General features: G+C 70.0%; 21 protein-coding genes. 8 read left to right on the top strand and 13 right to left on the bottom strand.

Annotated elements, in window-relative coordinates; translation table 11 throughout:
• Positions 1-6 precede the first annotated feature (6 nt).
• The gene (locus ACU5E9_RS05860; protein ID WP_456812678.1) at positions 7-1,203 is read left to right on the top strand and encodes a glycoside hydrolase family 1 protein; all 1,197 of its coding nucleotides are present in this window, start codon (positions 7-9) and stop codon (positions 1,201-1,203) included.
• An 87-nt stretch (positions 1,204-1,290) separates the two neighbouring features.
• Here ACU5E9_RS05860 and ACU5E9_RS05855 read toward each other — a convergent pair whose 3' ends face one another.
• Together ACU5E9_RS05855 and ACU5E9_RS05850 are read right to left on the bottom strand one after the other, a co-directional pair.
• Positions 1,291-1,953, bottom strand: coding sequence for a DUF7002 family protein (locus ACU5E9_RS05855; protein WP_456812677.1), 663 nt, complete (start codon positions 1,951-1,953; stop codon positions 1,291-1,293).
• Between the two features lie 59 nt (positions 1,954-2,012).
• Complete coding sequence (locus ACU5E9_RS05850) at positions 2,013-2,831, bottom strand: ferritin-like domain-containing protein (protein ID WP_456812676.1); 819 nt, start codon at positions 2,829-2,831, stop codon at positions 2,013-2,015.
• A gap of 145 nt (positions 2,832-2,976) precedes the next feature.
• On the opposite strand from ACU5E9_RS05850, the gene ACU5E9_RS05845 reads away from it, so the two are divergent.
• Together ACU5E9_RS05845 and ACU5E9_RS05840 are read left to right on the top strand one after the other, a co-directional pair.
• Positions 2,977-3,456 carry a DUF2975 domain-containing protein gene (locus ACU5E9_RS05845; RefSeq protein ID WP_456812675.1) on the top strand — a complete coding sequence of 160 codons (480 nt, stop codon included), beginning with the start codon at positions 2,977-2,979 and terminating at the stop codon, positions 3,454-3,456.
• A complete protein-coding gene (locus ACU5E9_RS05840; RefSeq protein WP_456812674.1) occupies positions 3,456-3,686 on the top strand; it encodes a helix-turn-helix domain-containing protein in 231 nt (76 codons plus the stop codon). Before ACU5E9_RS05845 ends, ACU5E9_RS05840 begins: the two co-directional genes overlap by 1 nt.
• A gap of 56 nt (positions 3,687-3,742) precedes the next feature.
• Here the strand turns inward: ACU5E9_RS05840 and ACU5E9_RS05835 are convergent, their stop codons facing one another.
• Entirely contained in the window at positions 3,743-4,417 is a 675-nt protein-coding gene (locus tag ACU5E9_RS05835; RefSeq protein ID WP_456812673.1) for a LysE/ArgO family amino acid transporter, read from the bottom strand.
• Between the two features lie 68 nt (positions 4,418-4,485).
• On the opposite strand from ACU5E9_RS05835, the gene ACU5E9_RS05830 reads away from it, so the two are divergent.
• Entirely contained in the window at positions 4,486-5,385 is a 900-nt protein-coding gene (locus tag ACU5E9_RS05830) for a LysR family transcriptional regulator ArgP (RefSeq protein WP_456812672.1), read from the top strand.
• 82 nt (positions 5,386-5,467) lie between these two features.
• Here the strand turns inward: ACU5E9_RS05830 and ACU5E9_RS05825 are convergent, their stop codons facing one another.
• The 5 genes from ACU5E9_RS05825 to ACU5E9_RS05805 form a co-directional block, all read right to left on the bottom strand.
• Positions 5,468-6,247, bottom strand: coding sequence for an anti-sigma factor family protein (locus ACU5E9_RS05825; protein WP_456812671.1), 780 nt, complete (start codon positions 6,245-6,247; stop codon positions 5,468-5,470).
• Entirely contained in the window at positions 6,244-6,750 is a 507-nt protein-coding gene (locus ACU5E9_RS05820; RefSeq protein ID WP_456812670.1) for a sigma-70 family RNA polymerase sigma factor, read from the bottom strand. The genes ACU5E9_RS05825 and ACU5E9_RS05820 overlap by 4 nt, the downstream gene beginning before the upstream one ends.
• Before the next feature lie 26 nt (positions 6,751-6,776).
• Entirely contained in the window at positions 6,777-7,511 is a 735-nt protein-coding gene (locus ACU5E9_RS05815; RefSeq protein ID WP_456812669.1) for a YceI family protein, read from the bottom strand.
• 97 nt (positions 7,512-7,608) lie between these two features.
• Positions 7,609-8,430 carry an IclR family transcriptional regulator gene (locus ACU5E9_RS05810; protein ID WP_456812668.1) on the bottom strand — a complete coding sequence of 274 codons (822 nt, stop codon included), beginning with the start codon at positions 8,428-8,430 and terminating at the stop codon, positions 7,609-7,611.
• 115 nt (positions 8,431-8,545) lie between these two features.
• Positions 8,546-9,568, bottom strand: coding sequence for a PAS domain-containing protein (locus ACU5E9_RS05805; RefSeq protein ID WP_456812667.1), 1,023 nt, complete (start codon positions 9,566-9,568; stop codon positions 8,546-8,548).
• Between the two features lie 559 nt (positions 9,569-10,127).
• On the opposite strand from ACU5E9_RS05805, the gene ACU5E9_RS05800 reads away from it, so the two are divergent.
• From ACU5E9_RS05800 to ACU5E9_RS05790, 3 genes are all read left to right on the top strand, one after another.
• A complete protein-coding gene (locus ACU5E9_RS05800; protein WP_456813503.1) occupies positions 10,128-11,399 on the top strand; it encodes a quaternary amine ABC transporter ATP-binding protein in 1,272 nt (423 codons plus the stop codon).
• The gene (locus ACU5E9_RS05795) at positions 11,396-12,382 is read left to right on the top strand and encodes an ABC transporter permease (RefSeq protein WP_456812666.1); all 987 of its coding nucleotides are present in this window, start codon (positions 11,396-11,398) and stop codon (positions 12,380-12,382) included. The genes ACU5E9_RS05800 and ACU5E9_RS05795 overlap by 4 nt, the downstream gene beginning before the upstream one ends.
• Positions 12,383-12,449: 67 nt before the next feature.
• Positions 12,450-13,343 (top strand): glycine betaine ABC transporter substrate-binding protein, encoded by an 894-nt coding sequence (locus ACU5E9_RS05790; protein WP_456812665.1) that lies wholly within the window; start codon positions 12,450-12,452, stop codon positions 13,341-13,343.
• 52 nt (positions 13,344-13,395) lie between these two features.
• Here ACU5E9_RS05790 and ACU5E9_RS05785 read toward each other — a convergent pair whose 3' ends face one another.
• The 5 genes from ACU5E9_RS05785 to ACU5E9_RS05765 all read right to left on the bottom strand — a co-directional run bounded on the left by ACU5E9_RS05785 (position 13,396) and on the right by ACU5E9_RS05765 (position 16,771).
• On the bottom strand, positions 13,396-13,845 hold the full coding sequence (locus ACU5E9_RS05785; protein ID WP_456812664.1) for a flavodoxin family protein: 450 nt from the start codon (positions 13,843-13,845) through the stop codon (positions 13,396-13,398).
• An 89-nt stretch (positions 13,846-13,934) separates the two neighbouring features.
• Positions 13,935-14,783, bottom strand: coding sequence for an alpha/beta hydrolase (locus ACU5E9_RS05780; RefSeq protein ID WP_456812663.1), 849 nt, complete (start codon positions 14,781-14,783; stop codon positions 13,935-13,937).
• Complete coding sequence (locus ACU5E9_RS05775) at positions 14,740-15,348, bottom strand: CbiQ family ECF transporter T component (RefSeq protein WP_456812662.1); 609 nt, start codon at positions 15,346-15,348, stop codon at positions 14,740-14,742. The genes ACU5E9_RS05780 and ACU5E9_RS05775 overlap by 44 nt, the downstream gene beginning before the upstream one ends.
• The gene (locus ACU5E9_RS05770) at positions 15,345-16,031 is read right to left on the bottom strand and encodes an energy-coupling factor ABC transporter ATP-binding protein (RefSeq protein WP_456812661.1); all 687 of its coding nucleotides are present in this window, start codon (positions 16,029-16,031) and stop codon (positions 15,345-15,347) included. The genes ACU5E9_RS05775 and ACU5E9_RS05770 overlap by 4 nt, the downstream gene beginning before the upstream one ends.
• Positions 16,028-16,771 carry a biotin transporter BioY gene (locus ACU5E9_RS05765; RefSeq protein WP_456812660.1) on the bottom strand — a complete coding sequence of 248 codons (744 nt, stop codon included), beginning with the start codon at positions 16,769-16,771 and terminating at the stop codon, positions 16,028-16,030. Before ACU5E9_RS05765 ends, ACU5E9_RS05770 begins: the two co-directional genes overlap by 4 nt.
• A gap of 196 nt (positions 16,772-16,967) precedes the next feature.
• Between ACU5E9_RS05765 and ACU5E9_RS05760 the strand changes: the two genes are divergently transcribed.
• Positions 16,968-17,237, top strand: a complete 270-nt coding sequence (locus ACU5E9_RS05760; protein WP_456812659.1) for a GlsB/YeaQ/YmgE family stress response membrane protein — start codon at positions 16,968-16,970, stop codon at positions 17,235-17,237.
• Positions 17,238-17,239: the final 2 nt, after the last annotated feature.

The raw sequence follows: 17,239 nt of genomic DNA, 5'->3' as shown, positions 1-17,239 counted from the left end.
TCCTCCATGCTCACTTTCCCCGATGGCTTCCTGTGGGGCGCCGCCACGGCCGCCCACCAGATCGAGGGCAACAACGTCAACAGCAACTGGTGGCCCAAGGAACACGCCAAGGGCACGACCATGGTCGAACCCTCCGGTGACGCCGCCGACAGCTTCCACCGCTACCGCGAGGACATCAAGCTGCTCGCCGACCTGGGGCTGGACACCTACCGGTTCAGCATCGAGTGGGCCCGCATCGAGCCCGAGCGCGGCTTCACCTCCCGCTCGGCCATCGACCACTACCGCCGGATGGTCGACACCTGCCACGAGTTCGGCATCGAACCCGTCGTGACCTTGATGCACTTCACCGTGCCGCGCTGGTTCGAGAACGACGGCTTCTGGCGCGCCAAGGACGCCGCGGACCTGTTCGCCCACTACACCGAACTCGCCCTGCCCGTCGTGGCCGAGGGCGTCAACTACGTGTGCACCATCAACGAGCCCAACATCGCCGCGATGCTCGCCGGCGGGGAGGACGCCGCCAACCTGGTGGCGCACGGCCTGCCCGACCCCGACCTGCAGGTGGCGGATGCGCTGCTGCTCTCGCACCAGCGCTCCCGCGAGGTGCTGTCGCAGGTGAACGGGCTGAAGACCGGCTGGACCATCGCCACCCAGGCCTTCGTGGCCGTGGACGAGGAGGGCGCGGACGAGAAACTCGCCGAGTACGCCTACCCGCGCGAGGACTGGTACCTGGAGACCGTGAAGGGTGACGACTTCATCGGCGTGCAGGCCTACACCCGCACCTTCATCGGCCCCGAGGGTCCCCGGCCCGTCGCCGAGGGCGTGGAGACCACCCTCACGGGCTGGGAGTTCTTCCCGCCTGCCGCCGGCATCGGCGTGCGCGCCGCCTGGGAGCTCACCGACCACGTGCCCGTGATGGTCACCGAGAACGGCATCGCCACCGCGGACGACAGCCGCCGGATCGCCTACACCCAGGGCGCCCTCGAGGGGCTGCACTCGTGCATCGACGACGGCATCACCCTGCTCGGCTACCTGCACTGGTCGGCGCTGGACAACTACGAGTGGGCCTCCGGCTTCGCACCCACCTTCGGCCTGATCGAATGGGACAAGCAGACCTTCGCCCGCACCCCCAAGCCCAGCGCCAGCTGGCTCGGCGAGGTCGCCCGCCGCAACGGCCTCGAGGCGACGCCCGCGCCCGCCGCCTAACTGTTCCCAAAACGGACAAATGCACCCGGTGTGCCGGGTGCATTTGTCCGCACGGGGAACAGTTGTGCGGGAGAACTGCGGCGCAGGCTAGACGAAGCGCTCGAGGACCGTGCCGTCGCGGACGCGTTCGACCCGCTTGACGTGCTTGGTGATGTCGCGCACCCCGCGGTACACCGCGAGTTCGGCCACATCCACCACCTTGGTCGACGCGTGCGCCCGGGTCGGATGCGTGAACTCGGCGATGGACTGGAAGCTGTCCCGGCCGCGTGGCTCGGCACTGAAGCGCTGGGCGAAGCCGGTGTTCACTGTCGTGAGCTCGATGTCGTCCTCGTGCGCGGCCACCAGGCTGCGGGTGTCCACCGTGATCACGGTGTGGGCGTCGTCCCGGTACAGCCGCGCGGCGAGGAGTTCGTCGAGGCGTGCCTTTTGCAGGAAGAAGAACACCCGGTCGTTCAGCATCGCGTACCACTCGCTGGGGGACAGGTCCTCGAGCGCGGCGGCGAGCGAGGCCTCGTGCATCGCCTTCTGGTGCCGGATGACGGCGGTGCCGTAGTCCGGATGCGTCAACTCGATCGACTCCCCACGCCGCTTGGTGAGGATCGCGGCCTGGGGAGCCCCCTGCCGCACACCCCAGCGCGTGACGAGCGAGGCGATGCTGAGCAGCCCGTGCCGCTCGATGGCCGGCCACGCCCCATCCGCTGCCGCGTGGTACAGCTCGGGATAGAGGCGGATCAGGTCCTTGGAAAGCACGGGGTAAGCGTACCGCCGGGACCGGGCCCGCTACACCCGGTTCCGGCGGCCCGGGCCGGCTACACGCGTGCCGGAACCCGGCCGACCCGGCCCAGCCGCTCCCCGCTGGGCATGACACTGGGACCGAACGGCGTTTCCTCCCGGTTCAACCGGAACGCGAGGGGGAGTGCCCGGCCGAAGTGGCGCAGCGCCCGATGCCAGAAGACCGCAGGCGAGAGACCGCAGGCGCGCATCGCCGGCCCGTGGTCGATGGCCAGCACCGTGGCGGTGCCCACCGCGAGCATCCAGGCCGCCGAGGCGGCGAGCAGGCGGGCCGGGCGGGGCGTGCGCTCGAAGCCCATCCGCAATTGGTCGATCTGGAAGCGCACGTGCTCGACCTCGTCGGTGAGGATGCGCCGCGCCACTCCCTGCACCACCGGGTCGGCGCAGCGTCCGAGCGCGGCGAAGTACTCCATCGCCACGGTCTCGACGATGAGGAACAGGGCCACCTCGGTGCGGAGGCCCAGCATGCGACGGAGCGCGACGAAGGCGCCGTCGGTCCAGTGCGCGCTGAGCGGCTCCGTGCCGAAACGCTCAAGCGCCGCCCGGAACAGTGCAGAGTGCTTCTGCTCCTCGGTGACGAACAATCGCAACGCCCAGTCATAGCCGTGGTGGTTCCGTCGGCGGGCCTTGGACAGCAGCCCCCGGCCGTCGCCGCTCTCCCCGAGTTCGAACCGCTGCAGCGACCTGGCGATGGCGGCGAGGTCGGCGGCCGGGAGCGGGCTGACCGAGTCCCACGGGATCAGGGCATCCAACCTGTCGTGGCGGGCGAGGTTCGCCTCGAAGTACGCCGTCCAGATCGCGAATTCCGGCGTGGATGGTGCGGTGTGCTGAGTCATTCGAACTCCTCCTGTCGAGCGTGTCGGTGCGGCCTGCTGGCCGTCCGAACGCGATTGCTGTAACCTGACGAGCGTTAACATATCGAAAAACGATATGAATTGCACGTTATTCGATACAAATGGATTTTCGACAGGGAGGGGCGTCATGTCTCGAACGGTTCTGCTCACGCTTCGGATTCTCCTGGCGCTCTTGTTCGCGGCGTCGCTCGCCGCTCAGGTCGCGTCGGGCACGATTGCCAGGGCGGCCCCGGACGGTGCGCTGGCCACGATTCTCGTGGTGCTCGTCCTCGCCGGCGGGCTGGCCGTGGAGGTCGTGCTGATCAGCGTCTGGATGCTCGTGGCAATGGTGCAGGGCGAGACGATCTTCGACGAACGCGCCGCGGCCGACACCTGGGTGAATGCGGCGATCGGGGCGCTCCTGGCCGGGGCGGCTGTCGCGTTCGGCGGGGTGATCGCCGTCGTGATCGTTCAGCTCGGCGAGCCGGATGCGGCGGGCTGGCCGCTCGCGCTTCTCGCCGCCGCCGCAACCGGGGCGAGCGCCGCCCTCGCCCTGCTCGTCGGGGTGATGCGCCGGCTCCTGCACGCCGCCATCCAGCTGCGCAGCGAACTCGCCGAGGTCGTCTGATGGCCATCGTGATCAACCTCGACGTGGAACTGGCCAAGAAGAAGATGTCGGTGACCGACCTGGCCGCCGGCATCGGCCTGGCCGTGGCCAATGTGTCGATCCTGAAGAACGGGCGAGCGAAGGCGGTGCGGTTTTCGACCCTCGACGCGATCTGTACCGTTCTGGGCTGCCAGCCGGGGGACATCCTCACCCATGTCCCCGACGACGTGGCCGATCCGGACGACGCCTGAGCGGCGGCCTACCGCCGTGCGAGCGCCGGGCCGACCAGTCGTGCCCGGTGCCACCGCTAGAGGTCGAAGGCCAACCGTAGGCCGAGGACGATCATGACCACGGCGATGAGGGCGTCGAGCACCCGCCAGGCGCCGGGCCGGGCGAAGACCGGGCGCAGCAGCCGGGCGCCGAAGCCGAGGCCGGCGAACCAGAGCAGGCTGCCCAGCATGGCTCCGCCCGCCCACCACCAGCGCTCGTCGGCGACCTGCTGCGAGGCGACGGCGCCGAGGAACACCACGGTGTCCAGGTAGACGTGCGGGTTGAGCCAGGTGAGGGCCAGGACCGTGGTGACCGCGAGCCGGGTGCCGGTTCTCGTGCCGGCCCGCAGGGTGGTGACTGTCGTGCCGGACGGGGGCGGCTCCGGGTCCTCCGATAGGACGAGAGCGCCGGGCCGGATGGCGCGCCGCGCCGCCCACAGGCCGTAGCCGATCAGGAACAGGGCCCCGAGGATGCGCACCACCACCATGGCCGCCGGCGCCGTCCGCACCAGTGCTCCCATGCCGAGCACACCCGCGAGGATGAGCACCGCGTCCGAGAGGGCGCAGATGACGACGACGGGAATGATCACCCGGTTGCGGCCCTCGATGCCCACCCGCAACACGAAGGCGTTCTGGGCGCCGATCGCGACGATGAGCGAGAGCCCGGTGAGAAGCCCGAGGAGGGCGGGCAGGAGGGTGGTCGCGGGGCTCATCTCTCCACGGTAGGCACTGCCGCATATCCAGTCCAGCTACAGTTCCTGATGATGCGTAAGCTGAGCTTATGCAGCGATTCACACTCGACCAGCTCAGCACCCTGCGCGCCCTGATCGAGGATGGCACCTTCGAGAAGGCGGCCCGTCGCCTGCACATCACCGCGTCCGCGGTCTCCCAACGCGTCAAGGCCATGGAGCAGTCCGCCGGCCGGGTCCTGGTGCAGCGCACCACGCCGGTGACCCTCACCCCGGCCGGGAGCGTCGTGCTGCGCTATGCGCGCCAAGTGGAGTTGCTCGAGGCCGACACCCTGCGTTCGCTGCAGGAGGGCGGTCCGGCCGGCGGGGCGGTGCCGATCTCCCTCGCCGTGAACGCCGACAGCCTGGCCACCTGGTTCCTCGGCGCGCTCGCCGCCGTGGCCGACGAACACAACCTCGCCTTCGACCTGCACCGGGAGGATCAGGAGCACACCACCTCGCTGCTGCGCTCCGGGGCCGTCATGGCGGCGGTCACCTCCAGCCGGGACCCCATCCAGGGCTGCGTCACCGAACCGCTCGGCCGGATGCGCTACCGCGCCGTCGCCACCCCCGGCGTCGTCGCCCGCTGGCTGGCGGGCGGCGCGGCCACGCTGTCGGAGGCACCCGTGGTCACGTTTGACCGCAACGACGACCTGCAGGATGCGTTCCTGCGTGCCCGCGCCGGGCGCCCGGGAGCCGCGCCCCGGCACGTCATCCCCGCCTCGAACGACTTCGCCCGGGCGGTGCTGCTCGGGCTGGGCTGGGGCGTGCTGCCCGAGCAGCAGTGTGCGGCCGAGATCGCCGACGGTCGCCTGGTAGAGCTGGCGGCGGCGCATCCGCTGGACGTGCCGCTGTACTGGCAACGCTGGAATCTGTCGTCGCCGCTGCTGGACGCCGTGTCGGCGGCGGTGCGGGACCAGGCCGCGCGCACGCTGTTGCCGCTGACCGGCTGAGCGCCGGTCCGGGTGCGCGACAGGTGGGTGTCCGCTAGAGGTCCGTGTCCTTAGAGGTCCGTGTCTTTAGAGGTCCGTGTCCTTAAAGGTCCGTGTGCGCGAGTGGGGTTCCGCTCCGGCTCGCCCGGATCTCGATGCTCTGGATCTGGTCGCGGCTCACCTCGGTCGACGCGGCAAGGTTCTCCGTGCTCGGGCTTGTCGCCGTCCAGGTCGCGAGCACGGTGGAGGCGCCGGACCGGTCGGTCATGACCATGTCGTAGTCCTGGGGCCCGTTGTCCTTCCAGAGTTCGTTGAGATACACGCAGGACCAGTCGAACCGGGTGCCCCAGTCCGTTTCGGTGATGGTGAGCGCGGCGGTGAGCGCGTCGGCCTCCATCGGCTCCATGTTCACGACCTGGGTCACGGAGCCGGGCGCACTCGAGGCCGGCGGTTCGGTGGTGGTGGGTGCCGGTCCGGCCTGCAGCGCGGGAGTACCGGTGAGGGCAACCCCGAGCAGCCCGCCGCCGAGCGCGATGACGGCCGCGGCCGCGATGGCGCCGACGGCCAGGCGGATGCGGGTGCGCCGGGTGCGCTTCACGGCCGCGCCGGCCAGCCGCTGCACGAGCCCCGGCTGGTGCAACGCCGTGCGGAGGTGCGCGTCGGCGTCGGTCGAGCCGGCCGGACCAGCGTCGGCGATGGCGACGGCCTCCGCGACGGGCAGGGCACTGAGGATGCCGGGCAGCCCGGCGAGTTCGGCGACAGCGCCGGCGCAGGCCGGGCAGGTCTGCAGGTGACGTTCGAAGTCGCGCCGATCCTCCGCGCTGAGCGCGCCGAGCACGTAGGCGGCGTCCCACTCGCGGAAACGGTCGGGGGTGGAGGTCATTCGGTGACCCCTCTTTCCTGTAGGGCGAGCCGCATCGCTCGCAGGGCGTAGTGCAGGCGCGACTTGACGGTGCCCTCCGGCACCTGTTCGCGGCGGGCGATCTCGGTTATCGACTGGCCGAGGTAGTACGCGCTCACCAGCACCGTGCGGTGTTCGGGCGAGAGCGTGGTGAGGGCATCCGTGAGCAGCCAGCGGTCCAACACGGCCTCGGTGGCGTCCGCGGTGGCCTTCTCGGGCAGGGCGTCGGTGCTGATCTCCCGGGCGTAGCGGGCGCTCCGCCGGTCGTCGATGACGATGTTGCGGGCCACGGTGAACAGCCACGCGCGGGCGGCCTCATCGTCCCGGTCCAGCAGCGCGGGGCGCTTCCAGGCACGCAGCAGCGCCTCCTGCACCACGTCCTGCGCGAAACCGTAATCCCCGGTCAGGCGCACGACGTAGCGGAAGAGGGCCGGGCCGTGGGCGTCGTGCAGTGCCCGCAGGAGCTCCGCTTGCGGTTCTGCCACGTTCACCTCCCGGTCCGGCCGTTGAGTCAATTCTGCGCGAGGTTCAGGGAGAACTCGACGGAGCCCTCGTCCTCGACCGACACGAAGCCGAGGTTCGGCGCGTCCACGCCGTAGTCGCTGAAGGTGATCGGGATGCTGCCGACGGCCTGGCCGCCGGTGTCGGTGAGGGCGGCCTGCAGTTCGACGGAGACCGGCTGCGTCTCCCCGTGCAGGGTGAGCTCGCCGGTGGCGGTGACCGTCTGGGCCACCCCGGCCTGCGGGGCTTCGAGGGTCACGGGTTCGGTGAGGGTGAAGGTGGCGGTGGGGAAGTCCCCGGCCTCCATCGCGGAGTCGCGGAAGTAGGAGTCCCTGGCGCTCTCGTCGGTGGCGATGCTCGCGACGTCCACGGTGATCGTGGCCGCGGTGAGGGAGAGGTTCTCCACCGTGAGGTCACCGGAGACCTCCTCGGTGCGACCGGTCACGGTCACGTCCTGGCCCTGCAGCACCTCGTCGACGCGGTAGCCCGCGAACGAGTCCGCGGCCACAGCCCAGCTGCCGGACAGGTCGTCGGGGTTCACCGCTGTGGTCGTACCGGTGGAGTCCGTACCGGTGGAGGCCGCGCCGGTCGAGTCCGGTGTGCTGGCCGCGATGGTGGGTGCGGCCTCCGCGACGCCGTTGGCGTAGCCGGCGTAGATCGAGGGTCCCCACACCAGGGCAGCGCCGCCGATGACCACGACGGCTCCGCCCGCAATCCACAGCCCGGTCTTCGTCTTCTTCTGCATGTCACCCTCGTTCATGGTCGGTTCGGATGACGCTCATCCACCCTGAACAACGAGACGGCGGCCTCGAAGGTTCACCGAAACCCGAAAATAGTTCGCACTACCCGGCGCGGCCGCTGATCCGGCGGCCCAGCTCGACCGCCGCGTGCTCCACGGCGGCGGCCAGTTCCGGCCACCGCTCGGGCGGCACACTGGCGCGGGCGAAGGTCACGGCGATGCCGGCGGCGGGCCAGCCGCTGTGGTCCCGCACGGCCACGGCGACGGATGCGATGCCCTCGGTGACGTCGCCGTCCTCGGCCGCATACCCCTGCGTGCGCACCTCGGCCAGGAGTCGGCTGAGCTCGCGGTAGCTGGTGGGCGTGCCAGCCGGGTGCTCGGCGCCGCCGCTGGAGCGTTGCACGAACGCCGCCGGATCGGGAAACAGGGCCCGCAGTTGCGACGCGGGGAGCGTGGCCAGCAGCGCCCGCCCGCTGGCCGTGAGATGGCTGGGCAGCCGCACCCCGACATCCGTCACCAGGGCCGGCCGGCGGGGCGCGCGCTCCTCGACGAGGTAGATCACGTCGCGGCCGTGCAACACGGCCAGGTGGGCGCTCTCGCCGATCTTGTCGACCAGGGCGGCCAGGATGGGCCGGCCCAGCCGGGCCAGCGGTTCCTGCCGGGAGAATCCGCTGCTCAGCTCGAAGGCGGCCAGCCCGATGCCGTACCGCCGGGCCTCGGGGTAGTGCAGCACGAAGCCGAGCTCGGTCAGCACCCCGAGCAGCCGGTAGACCGTGGACCGGGGGAGGCCGAGCGCCTGCGCGATGGTCGAGGCCGGCACGGGCCCGCGTTGGGCGGCCAGATGCGAGAGGATGCCCAGGGTGTGACGCGCGGCGGGCACGTCGGCCTTCGCGGGCGCCACACCGTGTTCCCGTGGCGAAACCATGGCCCACCCTTCCCTGGTTTCCCACTCTAACCGGCCCATCGTGACCGGCCCATCGTGGCCGGACCATCGTGGCCGGCGCCGCCGTGGCAAGGACAGACCCGGTGGGGCCGGGAAGTCAGGTCTCCGAACTCAACGGCGTCGATGGCCGGGTCGGTTCGGGCTCCAGGTCGACATCGGTGTGATCGCGGATGGTGACCAGGGTGCGGAGGGCCGCGCGGTTCCGCACCCGGGTGGGGCTCGGCATCGCGGGTTCCTGGGTCACCACCAGCACCCGGGTGTCGGTGCGGAACACCTCGTCCTGCACCGGGCGTCCGCTGCGGAGCAGCTCGGAGAGTCCGGCCGGCAAGTCGAGCCGCGCGATGGTAGGGGAACGCGGCCCGCCGCGCGGACCGTGCCGGGGCGGGAGGCCGAGCAGCCGCGCGGCCTGGTCGTTGTAGTAGACCAGGTCGCCTTTGCGGTCCACGAGCAGCAGGCCGTCCCGCACGGAATGCAGCACGGAATCGTTGAGGAGGAAGTTTCGCGCCAACGCTTCGGGTCCCCAGCCCAGTGTGACCCGGTTCAGGTACCGGCCGAGGAACCAGATGGCCACCGACCCGGCCAGTATCAGGGTCAGCGCCAGTGCGAGGACGGCGGGCAGGCGCGCGTCGAGCACGGTTTGCACGGTGCTCGTCTCCACCCCGGCGGCGACGATGCCCACGACGGTGGCGTCGGGATCGAGGATGGGGACTACGGCGCGCACCATCGGCCCCCTGTCACCGGAGGTGACCTCGGTGAAGGAGGCCCCCGCGGCGGCGCGCGCCGTCCCGAGCGTCTGGACGTCACCGATCTGGGTGGCATCCGGGTGGGTCCAGCGGACTCCGGACGGGCTCATGATGGACAGGGTGTCGACATCGGCTTGCTCGCTCACGGCGAGGGTGTACGACTGCAGGGCGGCGGTCGGATCGGACGACTGGGCGGCGGTCACGACCAACGGGCTGTCGGCGATCGACACCGCCACGGACATCATCCGGTCCGCCATCGCCGAATAGCCACGGTCGCGGGCATCGACGTACACCGCGGTGCCCACCAGGACCGTCAGCACGCTGATGAACACGCAGTGGGCCAGGAGAAGCCGGCGTGCAATGCTCCAGCCGTCCATCGAGCGCACTCGTCCTTTCGCCAGTGAAACCAACGGAACCGCCGGGGTGAAGATGGGCCCGCAACTGTGAACGTACGCCTTCCTTGCATTTCTGGTCGGGGATGCATCGCCGCGCCGCGCTCGCCGGGCGCACGACCCCGACCTGGGCACCATCCATATCCGCTTCTGACCGGCACTTATTGGACGGCCGGATGCGGGAGGCAGCCTCCGTTCGGGGAGCCGGCGGACAAACGGCGTGTTAGGCTCGATGACGGTCTTACGACCCTTCACCAGGACGCGAACGCGCAGCCCCCAGCCAGACGTGGGCCAGCGGACGTACGGTGAGGCCCCGACGGATGTGACCCCATGGTCGCTCCTGCCCCCACCGTTTTGACGGTGTTGAGGCCGGTCGCGGCCTACCCGTCCGACACAGCGAGCCACCCTCCCGACCGCGCAGGCGGTCTATTCGGCGTGCTCCGGAGAATCCGTGACCGAAATCATCGCCGTTAAGGCAGACGAATCCGCCCCCGAGGCGGAACAGAACAGCACAGCAGAATCCGCCACAGCCGGAGAACCCGGAATCGCCGTCAAGGCCGACAAACTCTACAAGGCCTTCGGTCGACGTCCGCACGACATCGTCAAGAAGCTCCAGGGCGGCGCCAGCCGTGACGAGCTCGCGCACCTGGGAACGGCCGCCGTCATCGACGCCTCGTTCGAGGTCAAGCGCGGCGAGATCTTCGTGGTGATGGGCCTGTCCGGCTCGGGCAAGTCCACCCTGATCCGCATGCTCAACGGCCTGCTCGAAGCCACCTCCGGCTCGGTCAGCGTCGGCGGCACCACCATCACCGGCATCCCGGCCGCGAAGCTGCGGGACGTCCGCCGCCAGAGCATCTCGATGGTCTTCCAGCACTTCGCGCTGCTGCCGCACCGCACCGTGATCGACAACGTCGCATACGGCCTCGAGGTGCAGGGCATGCCCCGCGCCGAGCGCCTGGCCAAGGCGCGCACCATCATCCGCCTGGTCGGCCTGGACGGTTGGGCAGACAACCTGCCCTCCGAGCTGTCCGGTGGCATGCAGCAGCGCGTCGGCCTCGGCCGCGCCCTGGCCGCAGACACCGACGTGCTCCTGATGGACGAGGCGTTCTCCGCCCTCGACCCGCTGATCCGCCGCGAGATGCAGGAACAACTGATCGAGCTGCAGGCCGAGCTCGGCAAGACCATCATTTTCATCACGCACGACCTCAACGAGGCGATGTTCCTCGGCGACCGCATCGCGGTCATGCGCGACGGCCGGATCGTGCAGATCGGCACCCCGGAGGAGATCCTCACCGACCCGGCCAACGACTACGTGGCCCAGTTCGTGCAGGATGTCGACCGGGCCCGCGTGCTCACCGCCGGCAGCGTAATGGAACCGGCCCGGTCGGTCGTGACCGTGTCCGCCGGCCCGCGTGCCGCGCTCCGCACCATGCGTGACCTGCAGACCTCGGCCACCTTCGTGTTGCGCCGCGACCGCAGCTTCGCCGGGGTCGTCCGCGACCGTGACGTGCTCAAGCAGGTCAAGGCCGGCGATAGCGACCTGCAGGCCATCATCCTGACGGCCACCGCAGTGTCCGCCGACACCGCCCTGGTCGACCTGGTCGAGCTGGCCGTGGAGAGCGACCTGCCGATCGCCGTGGTCGACGACCGCAACCGGCTCCTCGGCGTCATCCCACGGGTCACCCTGCTGGCCGCGCTCGGCAACGTCAGCACCGGCACGGGCGAGCTGCCGGTCATCGAACCGCCGGCCACCATCTCGATGAGCATCATCACCGAAACCCTGCGCGAAACCGCGCCGGAAGGAGTACAGCCGTGAGCTTTGCAGCCGACACCGACTTCCGCATCCCGCTGGGTAGCTGGGCCGATTCCTTCATCGACTTCATCACCGACACCTTCGGGTTCTTCTTCGACTTCGTGCGCGCCATCTTCAGCGGCGCCTACGACCTCGTCGACCTCGCCCTGGCGACCCCGCCGTTCTGGGTGATCATCGTCGTCGCCGGCCTGCTGGGCCTGATGATCCGCGGCTGGAAGTTCGCCGTGGGCACGGTCATCGGCCTCGTCGTGATCGTGGGCGTGGACCAGTGGGAGAACGCGATGGACTCCCTCGCCCTGGTCCTCGTCGCGAGCATCCTGGCGATCTTGTTCAGCGTGCCGCTGGGCATCCTGTCGGCCAAGTTCAGCCTGGCGTCCGGCATCATCCGGCCCATCCTCGACTTCATGCAGACCATGCCGGCCTTCGTCTACCTGATCCCCGCGCTGATCCTGTTCCGCGTCGGTGTCGTGCCCGGGATCGTGGCCACGATCATCTTCGCCATGGCCCCCGGTGTGCGCCTGACCGAGCTGGGCATCCGCAGCGTCGACCACGAGGTCGTCGAGGCCGGCCAGGCCTTCGGCGCCTCGCCGTGGCGCATCCTCCGCCAGATCCAGCTGCCCCTGGCGATGCCCACCATCATGGCCGGCATCAACCAGGTCATCATGCTGTCGCTGTCGATGGTCGTCATCGCCGGCATGGTCGGCGCCGGTGGCCTCGGCCAGCAGGTGGTCGCCAGCCTGAACCGCATCGACGTGTCGCTCGGCTTCGAAGCCGGCCTCTCCGTGGTGATCCTCGCCATCTTCCTCGACCGCATCACCGCGGCGCTCGGCGGCGGCAATACCCCGATCGGCCGTTTCCGCGCTGCCCGCAAGCACCGCGGCACGCCCGTGCAGCCGACGCCGGCGGATGTGTCCGCCACCGGTGCATCCGACACCGACGCTGGGATCGAGGCCAACAAACGGCCCGGCGTGCTCGTCGGCTCCTGAACCTCACCGCCCTGCACATCACCACCCTGCACCGCCCGCCGCCTCACCGGCGGCACGAAAGGAACACATGAAGAACCGTTCACTCAACGTCCTCGCCCTGGGCGCCGTCGGACTCCTCGCCTTCTCCGGCTGCGCCGCGGCCGAAGCCGAGACCGTCGGCGACGGCAACTCCGACAACAAGGACCTCACCATCGCCGTGTTCAACGGTTGGGACGAGGGCATCGTGGCCTCCGAACTGTGGAAGGCCATCCTCGACGAGAAGGGCTACAACGTCGAACTCGAGTACGCCGATGTCGCCCCGGTCTACGCCGGACTCTCCACCGGTGACTACGACCTCAACCTCGACGTCTGGCTGCCGAACACCCACGCCTCGTACATCAAGGAATACGGCGACGACATCACCGAGATCTCGGCCTGGAACGACGAGGCCAAGAACACCATCGCCGTGAACGCGGATGCCCCGATCGACTCGATCGCGGAGCTGGCCGAGAACGCCGACCTGTTCGACAACCGCCTCGTGGGCATCGAGCCCGGCGCCGGACTCACCGAGGCCGTCACCGACAACACCATCCCCACCTACGGCCTCGAGGACATGGATTACCAGACCTCCTCGACCGCCGCGATGCTCACCGAGCTGACCGCAGCCGAGAAGTCCGGCGAGAACATCGCCGTGACCCTGTGGGAGCCGCACTGGGCGTACGGATCGTTCGACCTGAAGAACCTCGAAGACCCCGAGGGCACCCTCGGCGTCGCGGAGACGATCCACGCTTACGGCAAGAAGGACTTCTCCACCGACTTCCCGCAGGCCACCGAGTGGCTCGGCAACTTCACGCTCGACCTCGAGCAGCTGACCTCGCTCGAGACCGCGATGTTCGTGGACTACGACGGCCAGGACTACGGCCCCATCGTCGAGAAGTGGATCGAAGACAACCAGGAGTACGTCGACTCGCTCACCAAGTAAGCGACTGCCTCATCGTGAACGGCCCGTGCTTCGGCGCGGGCCGTTTCGCGTGTCAGGCGCTGGCGCGAAGCTCGGCGCCGACGAACGCCGCCCAGGCGCCGGCCCTGTCGGTCTGGCCCGGGGCCAGCGGACCCTCGGTGCCCTCCACGATGAACCCCTGCGGCTTCGCGACAATGGTGGCGCCGGCCCGCTGCAGGGCCTGCGAGATCTTGCCCGCGGCATCACCGTGGATGAAGAGCTTGATCCGGGTGTCGAACGCGGCGGCGCGTACCCCATCGAGCGAGCCCGGCGTCAGCTCGCCCAGGAACTCGTGCATCTTCGCGGTCGGCCGCCACCCGTTGATCGGGCAGCCCACCACGAGCACGTCCACGCCGCGGAGGCTCTCCGCCGTGACGTGGGCGACGTTGAGGGTGGCGGCGTCGCGACCCAACTCTGACGCAATCACCTCCGCAATGGTGCGGGTGTTGCCGTACCTGGTGTCATAGACGACGCGAGCGCGCATGAATCCTCCTTGGTCGGGGCGGCGTTGGCCGACACCGGCCATACTGGACCGCCACCCGACGGGCGACAAGAGCCCCAAGGTCCCGCGGGTTACTCCGACTGCGTGAAACGCTCCGCGACGAACTGCCCGAGAGCGTCGGTGATGGCCTGTTCCATCTCGGCCGGCGTGATCGTGGCGATGCCGTCGCCGGGCTGCGCGCCATAGGCGCCGAACGCGGCGTGGTTGGCGCCCTCGATCTGCACGAAGGTGCTGTCGGCCGGCAGCAGGCCGGCCGTGTCCTGGATCTTGGCCGGGGTGCTGAGGCCGTCGTCGCTGCCGCTGATGCTCAGCACGGCCAGGTCGTCGTCGACGGCCGAGGCGCAGTAGCTGGCGAACAACACCAGGCCGGACACCGGGGTGCCGTCCGCCCGGGCGTCGTCGGCGAGCATGCAGGCGCGCACCCCGCCGAGCGAGTGGCCGCCCACGAACCAGGCCGTCACATCCGGGGCGGCGGCTGTGAAGGTGGCCAGGGGCCGTTGATCGAAGAAGGCAAGGTTGAGGGTCGGCTTGGTGATCACCACCGTCAGCCCGGAGGCTTCCGCGGTCCCGGCCAGCGTGGCGAGGTACGCGTACGGGTCTACCTTGGCGCCGGGGATGAACACCAGGCCGGCGATGGTCGTTCCCTCGACCGGGGTGATGACCACGGAGTCCGGCGTGTCTGTCACCGTGACGGCGGGATTGTCGAAGACGGCCTGGGCCGCCGACCGGTCGGCGGGCATGACGAGCTGCGTCCAGACCAGGAGCGCGATGACCCCGAGGACCAGGGCGATAAGGGCGCTCCAGCCGGCGACGGCGATGCGGGTGCGCAGTCGGGAGGCGGGCCGGGGAGTCGTCGGCGTCTCGGGGGAGGAAATGTCAGTCGTCCAATCCGCGTGCGGCGAGTGCCTCTCCGATCGCATCGGCGGCGTACAACGAGCGTACGACCACCGGAACGGCCAACGCGACCACGGAGCCCTGCGCGCCGCGTGCGCGCCGGGCATCGAGCACTTCCCGCACGATCTCGGCCACCAGGGGGATGCAGCGGATGGTCAGGGCGACGAGCAGGCCCACCCGGTCGGTGTCGACCCAGCGCCGGAAGGGATGCAGCAGGATCTGGAACGCCTCCAGCACCGCGGTGACGGTGGTCGTGAGCGTGAACAGGGCGGCGAGGGCCACGGCCACCACCAGCCGGCCGGCCATCAGGCCCGCGGTGGTCCAGCCGGCCACCGAGCCCCCGGCGACGAGCACCTGCACCGGCACGGCGAAGACGAGGATCCACAGGACCGGGCCGATCTGCGGCCAGGCCGCTGTGGGCGGAATGCCGGCGACGGCATAGAGCAGCACCACGACGACCAGCTCACCCGCGAGGACGAGCGGGTCGGCCACGAACCCGACCAGCACCATCCCGAGCATCAGCACGGCCAGTTTGAGCAGCGCCGGCGAGCGGTGCAGCAGGGAGGTGCCGGGGCGGTACAGGCCGATCATGCCAGCAGGCTCAGGTAGGCGCTGAGGGCCGCCGCCGGAACGTCATCCGCCACCACCGTGCCTTCGTCGATGACGAGCACCCGGTCGAAGCCGTCGAGGACCTCGAGGTCGTGGGTCACCACGATCACCTGCTGGGTCAGCGAGACGAGCAGTCCGGTGATCAGGCGGGTGTTGCGGGCATCCAGCAGGGTGGTCGGCTCGTCGGCCACGACGATGCTGGGCCCGCCGACGAGGACCGCGGCCAGGGCGAGCAGTTGCTTCTGGCCGCCGGAGAGCCGGTGAGCGGGGCGGTCGGCCAGCGCGGTGAGGCCGAACTGCTCGAGCGCCGCGGCCGTGCGGGCAGCGATCTCGGCGGCGTCCAGGCCTCGGCGGCGCAGGGTGAACGCCACGTCTTCCTGCACGGTGGGCATGACGATCTGGTTGTCGGGGTTGGTGAAGATGAAGCCCACCTCGCGCCGCACGAGCTTGGCGTTCTTTCGCACGTCGAGGCCGTTCACGGTGACGGTGCCGCTCGTGGGCGTGACGAGGCCGTTGATCATGCGGGCCAGGGTGGACTTGCCGCTGCCGTTCGCGCCGACGATGCCGATACGGCGTTCGGTGAGGTGCAGGTCGATGCCGTTGAGCACCGGCTGGTCGTCGAAGCCGTGCGAGACGGCCTCGAAACGGATGCCGGCAGCGGTCACGCCTGTGCCCCGGGGTCGGCGACCGGCCGGGCCAGCGATGCCGGGCGGCGCGTGGGGATGAGGCCGGGGTACGCCTTGTGCACCTGCTTGGCCACGAGCACCGTCACGACCACCTTGACCAGGTCGCCGGGCAGGAACTTGACGCTGTCCAGGGCGGCCGCCCACAGCGGCAGGCCCAGGTTGATCGCGGTGACGGGCACCCCGATCAGGTAGACGGCGACGATGCCGCCCAGCACGGTGGCGCCCAGGGCGGGCCAGAACGGGTACCGGGGCAGGAGCCAGGCGGTGAGGGCGCCGATGACGACGACGCCCAGCAGCCAGCCGTACGGGTAGCCGGCTGCGGGGGAGGTGGTGAACCAGACCAGTCCACCGCGGCCGCCGGACAACAGCGGCAGGCCGGCGGCCGCGAGGGCGAGCAGCAGCAGCACCGCGAGGAACCCCTTGCGGGCACCGAGGATCGCGCCGGCCAGCATCACACCAAGGGTCTGGAACGTGATCGGCACCGTGCTGGCACCGAGGGAGATCGCCCCGGGGAAGCCCAACGCGGCGATGACGGCGGCAAAGATGGCGATCTGCGCGAGGTCGCGCACGCTCAGCCGGCCCGTGCGCGCGGCGCGCGCGGTGCGGCCGGTGCTGGACGGGGCGGTGCCGGACGTGGCGGTGCCGGACGTGGCGGTGCCGGAGGGGGTGGCGCTGGACGGGGTGGTACCGGACGGGGGAGTGCTGGGGCGGGCTGTCATGGTCTTCAATCTAGAATTCGGCACCGGGGGCGCGCAGTGGAATACCTACAAAGAATCCGGGTGAAGTTTGCGGGCCGCCCGGCTGGCTCGATTCCGGCACCGCTGGACGCGCCTATCGGACCGGGGACGACGGATTTAGAATCAGCGCAGCCGGCCGGCGAGTCCACCGACGCCGGGACAACGGAAGGCTGTCACCATGGGATTCTTCGGTTTTCTCCTCCTCGGTCTGCTGGCGGGCGCGATCGCCAAGCTGATCCTGCCCGGCAAGCAGGGCGGCGGCTGGTTCGTGACCCTGCTCCTCGGCGTGATCGGGGCGCTCCTGGGCGGCTGGATCGCCGGGTTGCTCTTCAACGTCGATATGGGCTCGTTCTTCGACCTGCGCACCTGGGTGATCGCCATCCTGGGTTCGATCGTCGTTCTGCTCATCTACGGGCTGGCCACCCGTAACCGCACCAGTTCGTCCTGACA

This window comes from Cryobacterium sp. AP23 (assembly GCF_054075385.1).
Note: the sequence above shows the minus strand (reverse complement) of the source record. Positions and strands in the feature narration are given on the sequence as shown.

Excerpts from the sequence above, each read along its gene's own strand:
- ACU5E9_RS05845 (WP_456812675.1), top strand. The coding sequence starts at position 2,977 with ATGTCTCGAACGGTTCTGCTCACGCTTCGGATTCTCCTGGCGCTCTTG.
- ACU5E9_RS05835 (WP_456812673.1), bottom strand. The coding sequence starts at position 4,417 with ATGAGCCCCGCGACCACCCTCCTGCCCGCCCTCCTCGGGCTTCTCACC.
- ACU5E9_RS05830 (WP_456812672.1), top strand. The coding sequence starts at position 4,486 with ATGCAGCGATTCACACTCGACCAGCTCAGCACCCTGCGCGCCCTGATC.
- ACU5E9_RS05790 (WP_456812665.1), top strand. The coding sequence starts at position 12,450 with ATGAAGAACCGTTCACTCAACGTCCTCGCCCTGGGCGCCGTCGGACTC.
- ACU5E9_RS05840 (WP_456812674.1), top strand. The coding sequence starts at position 3,456 with ATGGCCATCGTGATCAACCTCGACGTGGAACTGGCCAAGAAGAAGATG.
- ACU5E9_RS05810 (WP_456812668.1), bottom strand. The coding sequence starts at position 8,430 with ATGGTTTCGCCACGGGAACACGGTGTGGCGCCCGCGAAGGCCGACGTG.
- ACU5E9_RS05850 (WP_456812676.1), bottom strand. The coding sequence starts at position 2,831 with ATGACTCAGCACACCGCACCATCCACGCCGGAATTCGCGATCTGGACG.
- ACU5E9_RS05760 (WP_456812659.1), top strand. The coding sequence starts at position 16,968 with ATGGGATTCTTCGGTTTTCTCCTCCTCGGTCTGCTGGCGGGCGCGATC.
- ACU5E9_RS05815 (WP_456812669.1), bottom strand. The coding sequence starts at position 7,511 with ATGCAGAAGAAGACGAAGACCGGGCTGTGGATTGCGGGCGGAGCCGTC.
- ACU5E9_RS05860 (WP_456812678.1), top strand. The coding sequence starts at position 7 with ATGCTCACTTTCCCCGATGGCTTCCTGTGGGGCGCCGCCACGGCCGCC.
- ACU5E9_RS05765 (WP_456812660.1), bottom strand. The coding sequence starts at position 16,771 with ATGACAGCCCGCCCCAGCACTCCCCCGTCCGGTACCACCCCGTCCAGC.
- ACU5E9_RS05785 (WP_456812664.1), bottom strand. The coding sequence starts at position 13,845 with ATGCGCGCTCGCGTCGTCTATGACACCAGGTACGGCAACACCCGCACC.
- ACU5E9_RS05775 (WP_456812662.1), bottom strand. The coding sequence starts at position 15,348 with ATGATCGGCCTGTACCGCCCCGGCACCTCCCTGCTGCACCGCTCGCCG.
- ACU5E9_RS05780 (WP_456812663.1), bottom strand. The coding sequence starts at position 14,783 with ATGCGATCGGAGAGGCACTCGCCGCACGCGGATTGGACGACTGACATT.
- ACU5E9_RS05805 (WP_456812667.1), bottom strand. The coding sequence starts at position 9,568 with ATGGACGGCTGGAGCATTGCACGCCGGCTTCTCCTGGCCCACTGCGTG.
- ACU5E9_RS05825 (WP_456812671.1), bottom strand. The coding sequence starts at position 6,247 with ATGACCTCCACCCCCGACCGTTTCCGCGAGTGGGACGCCGCCTACGTG.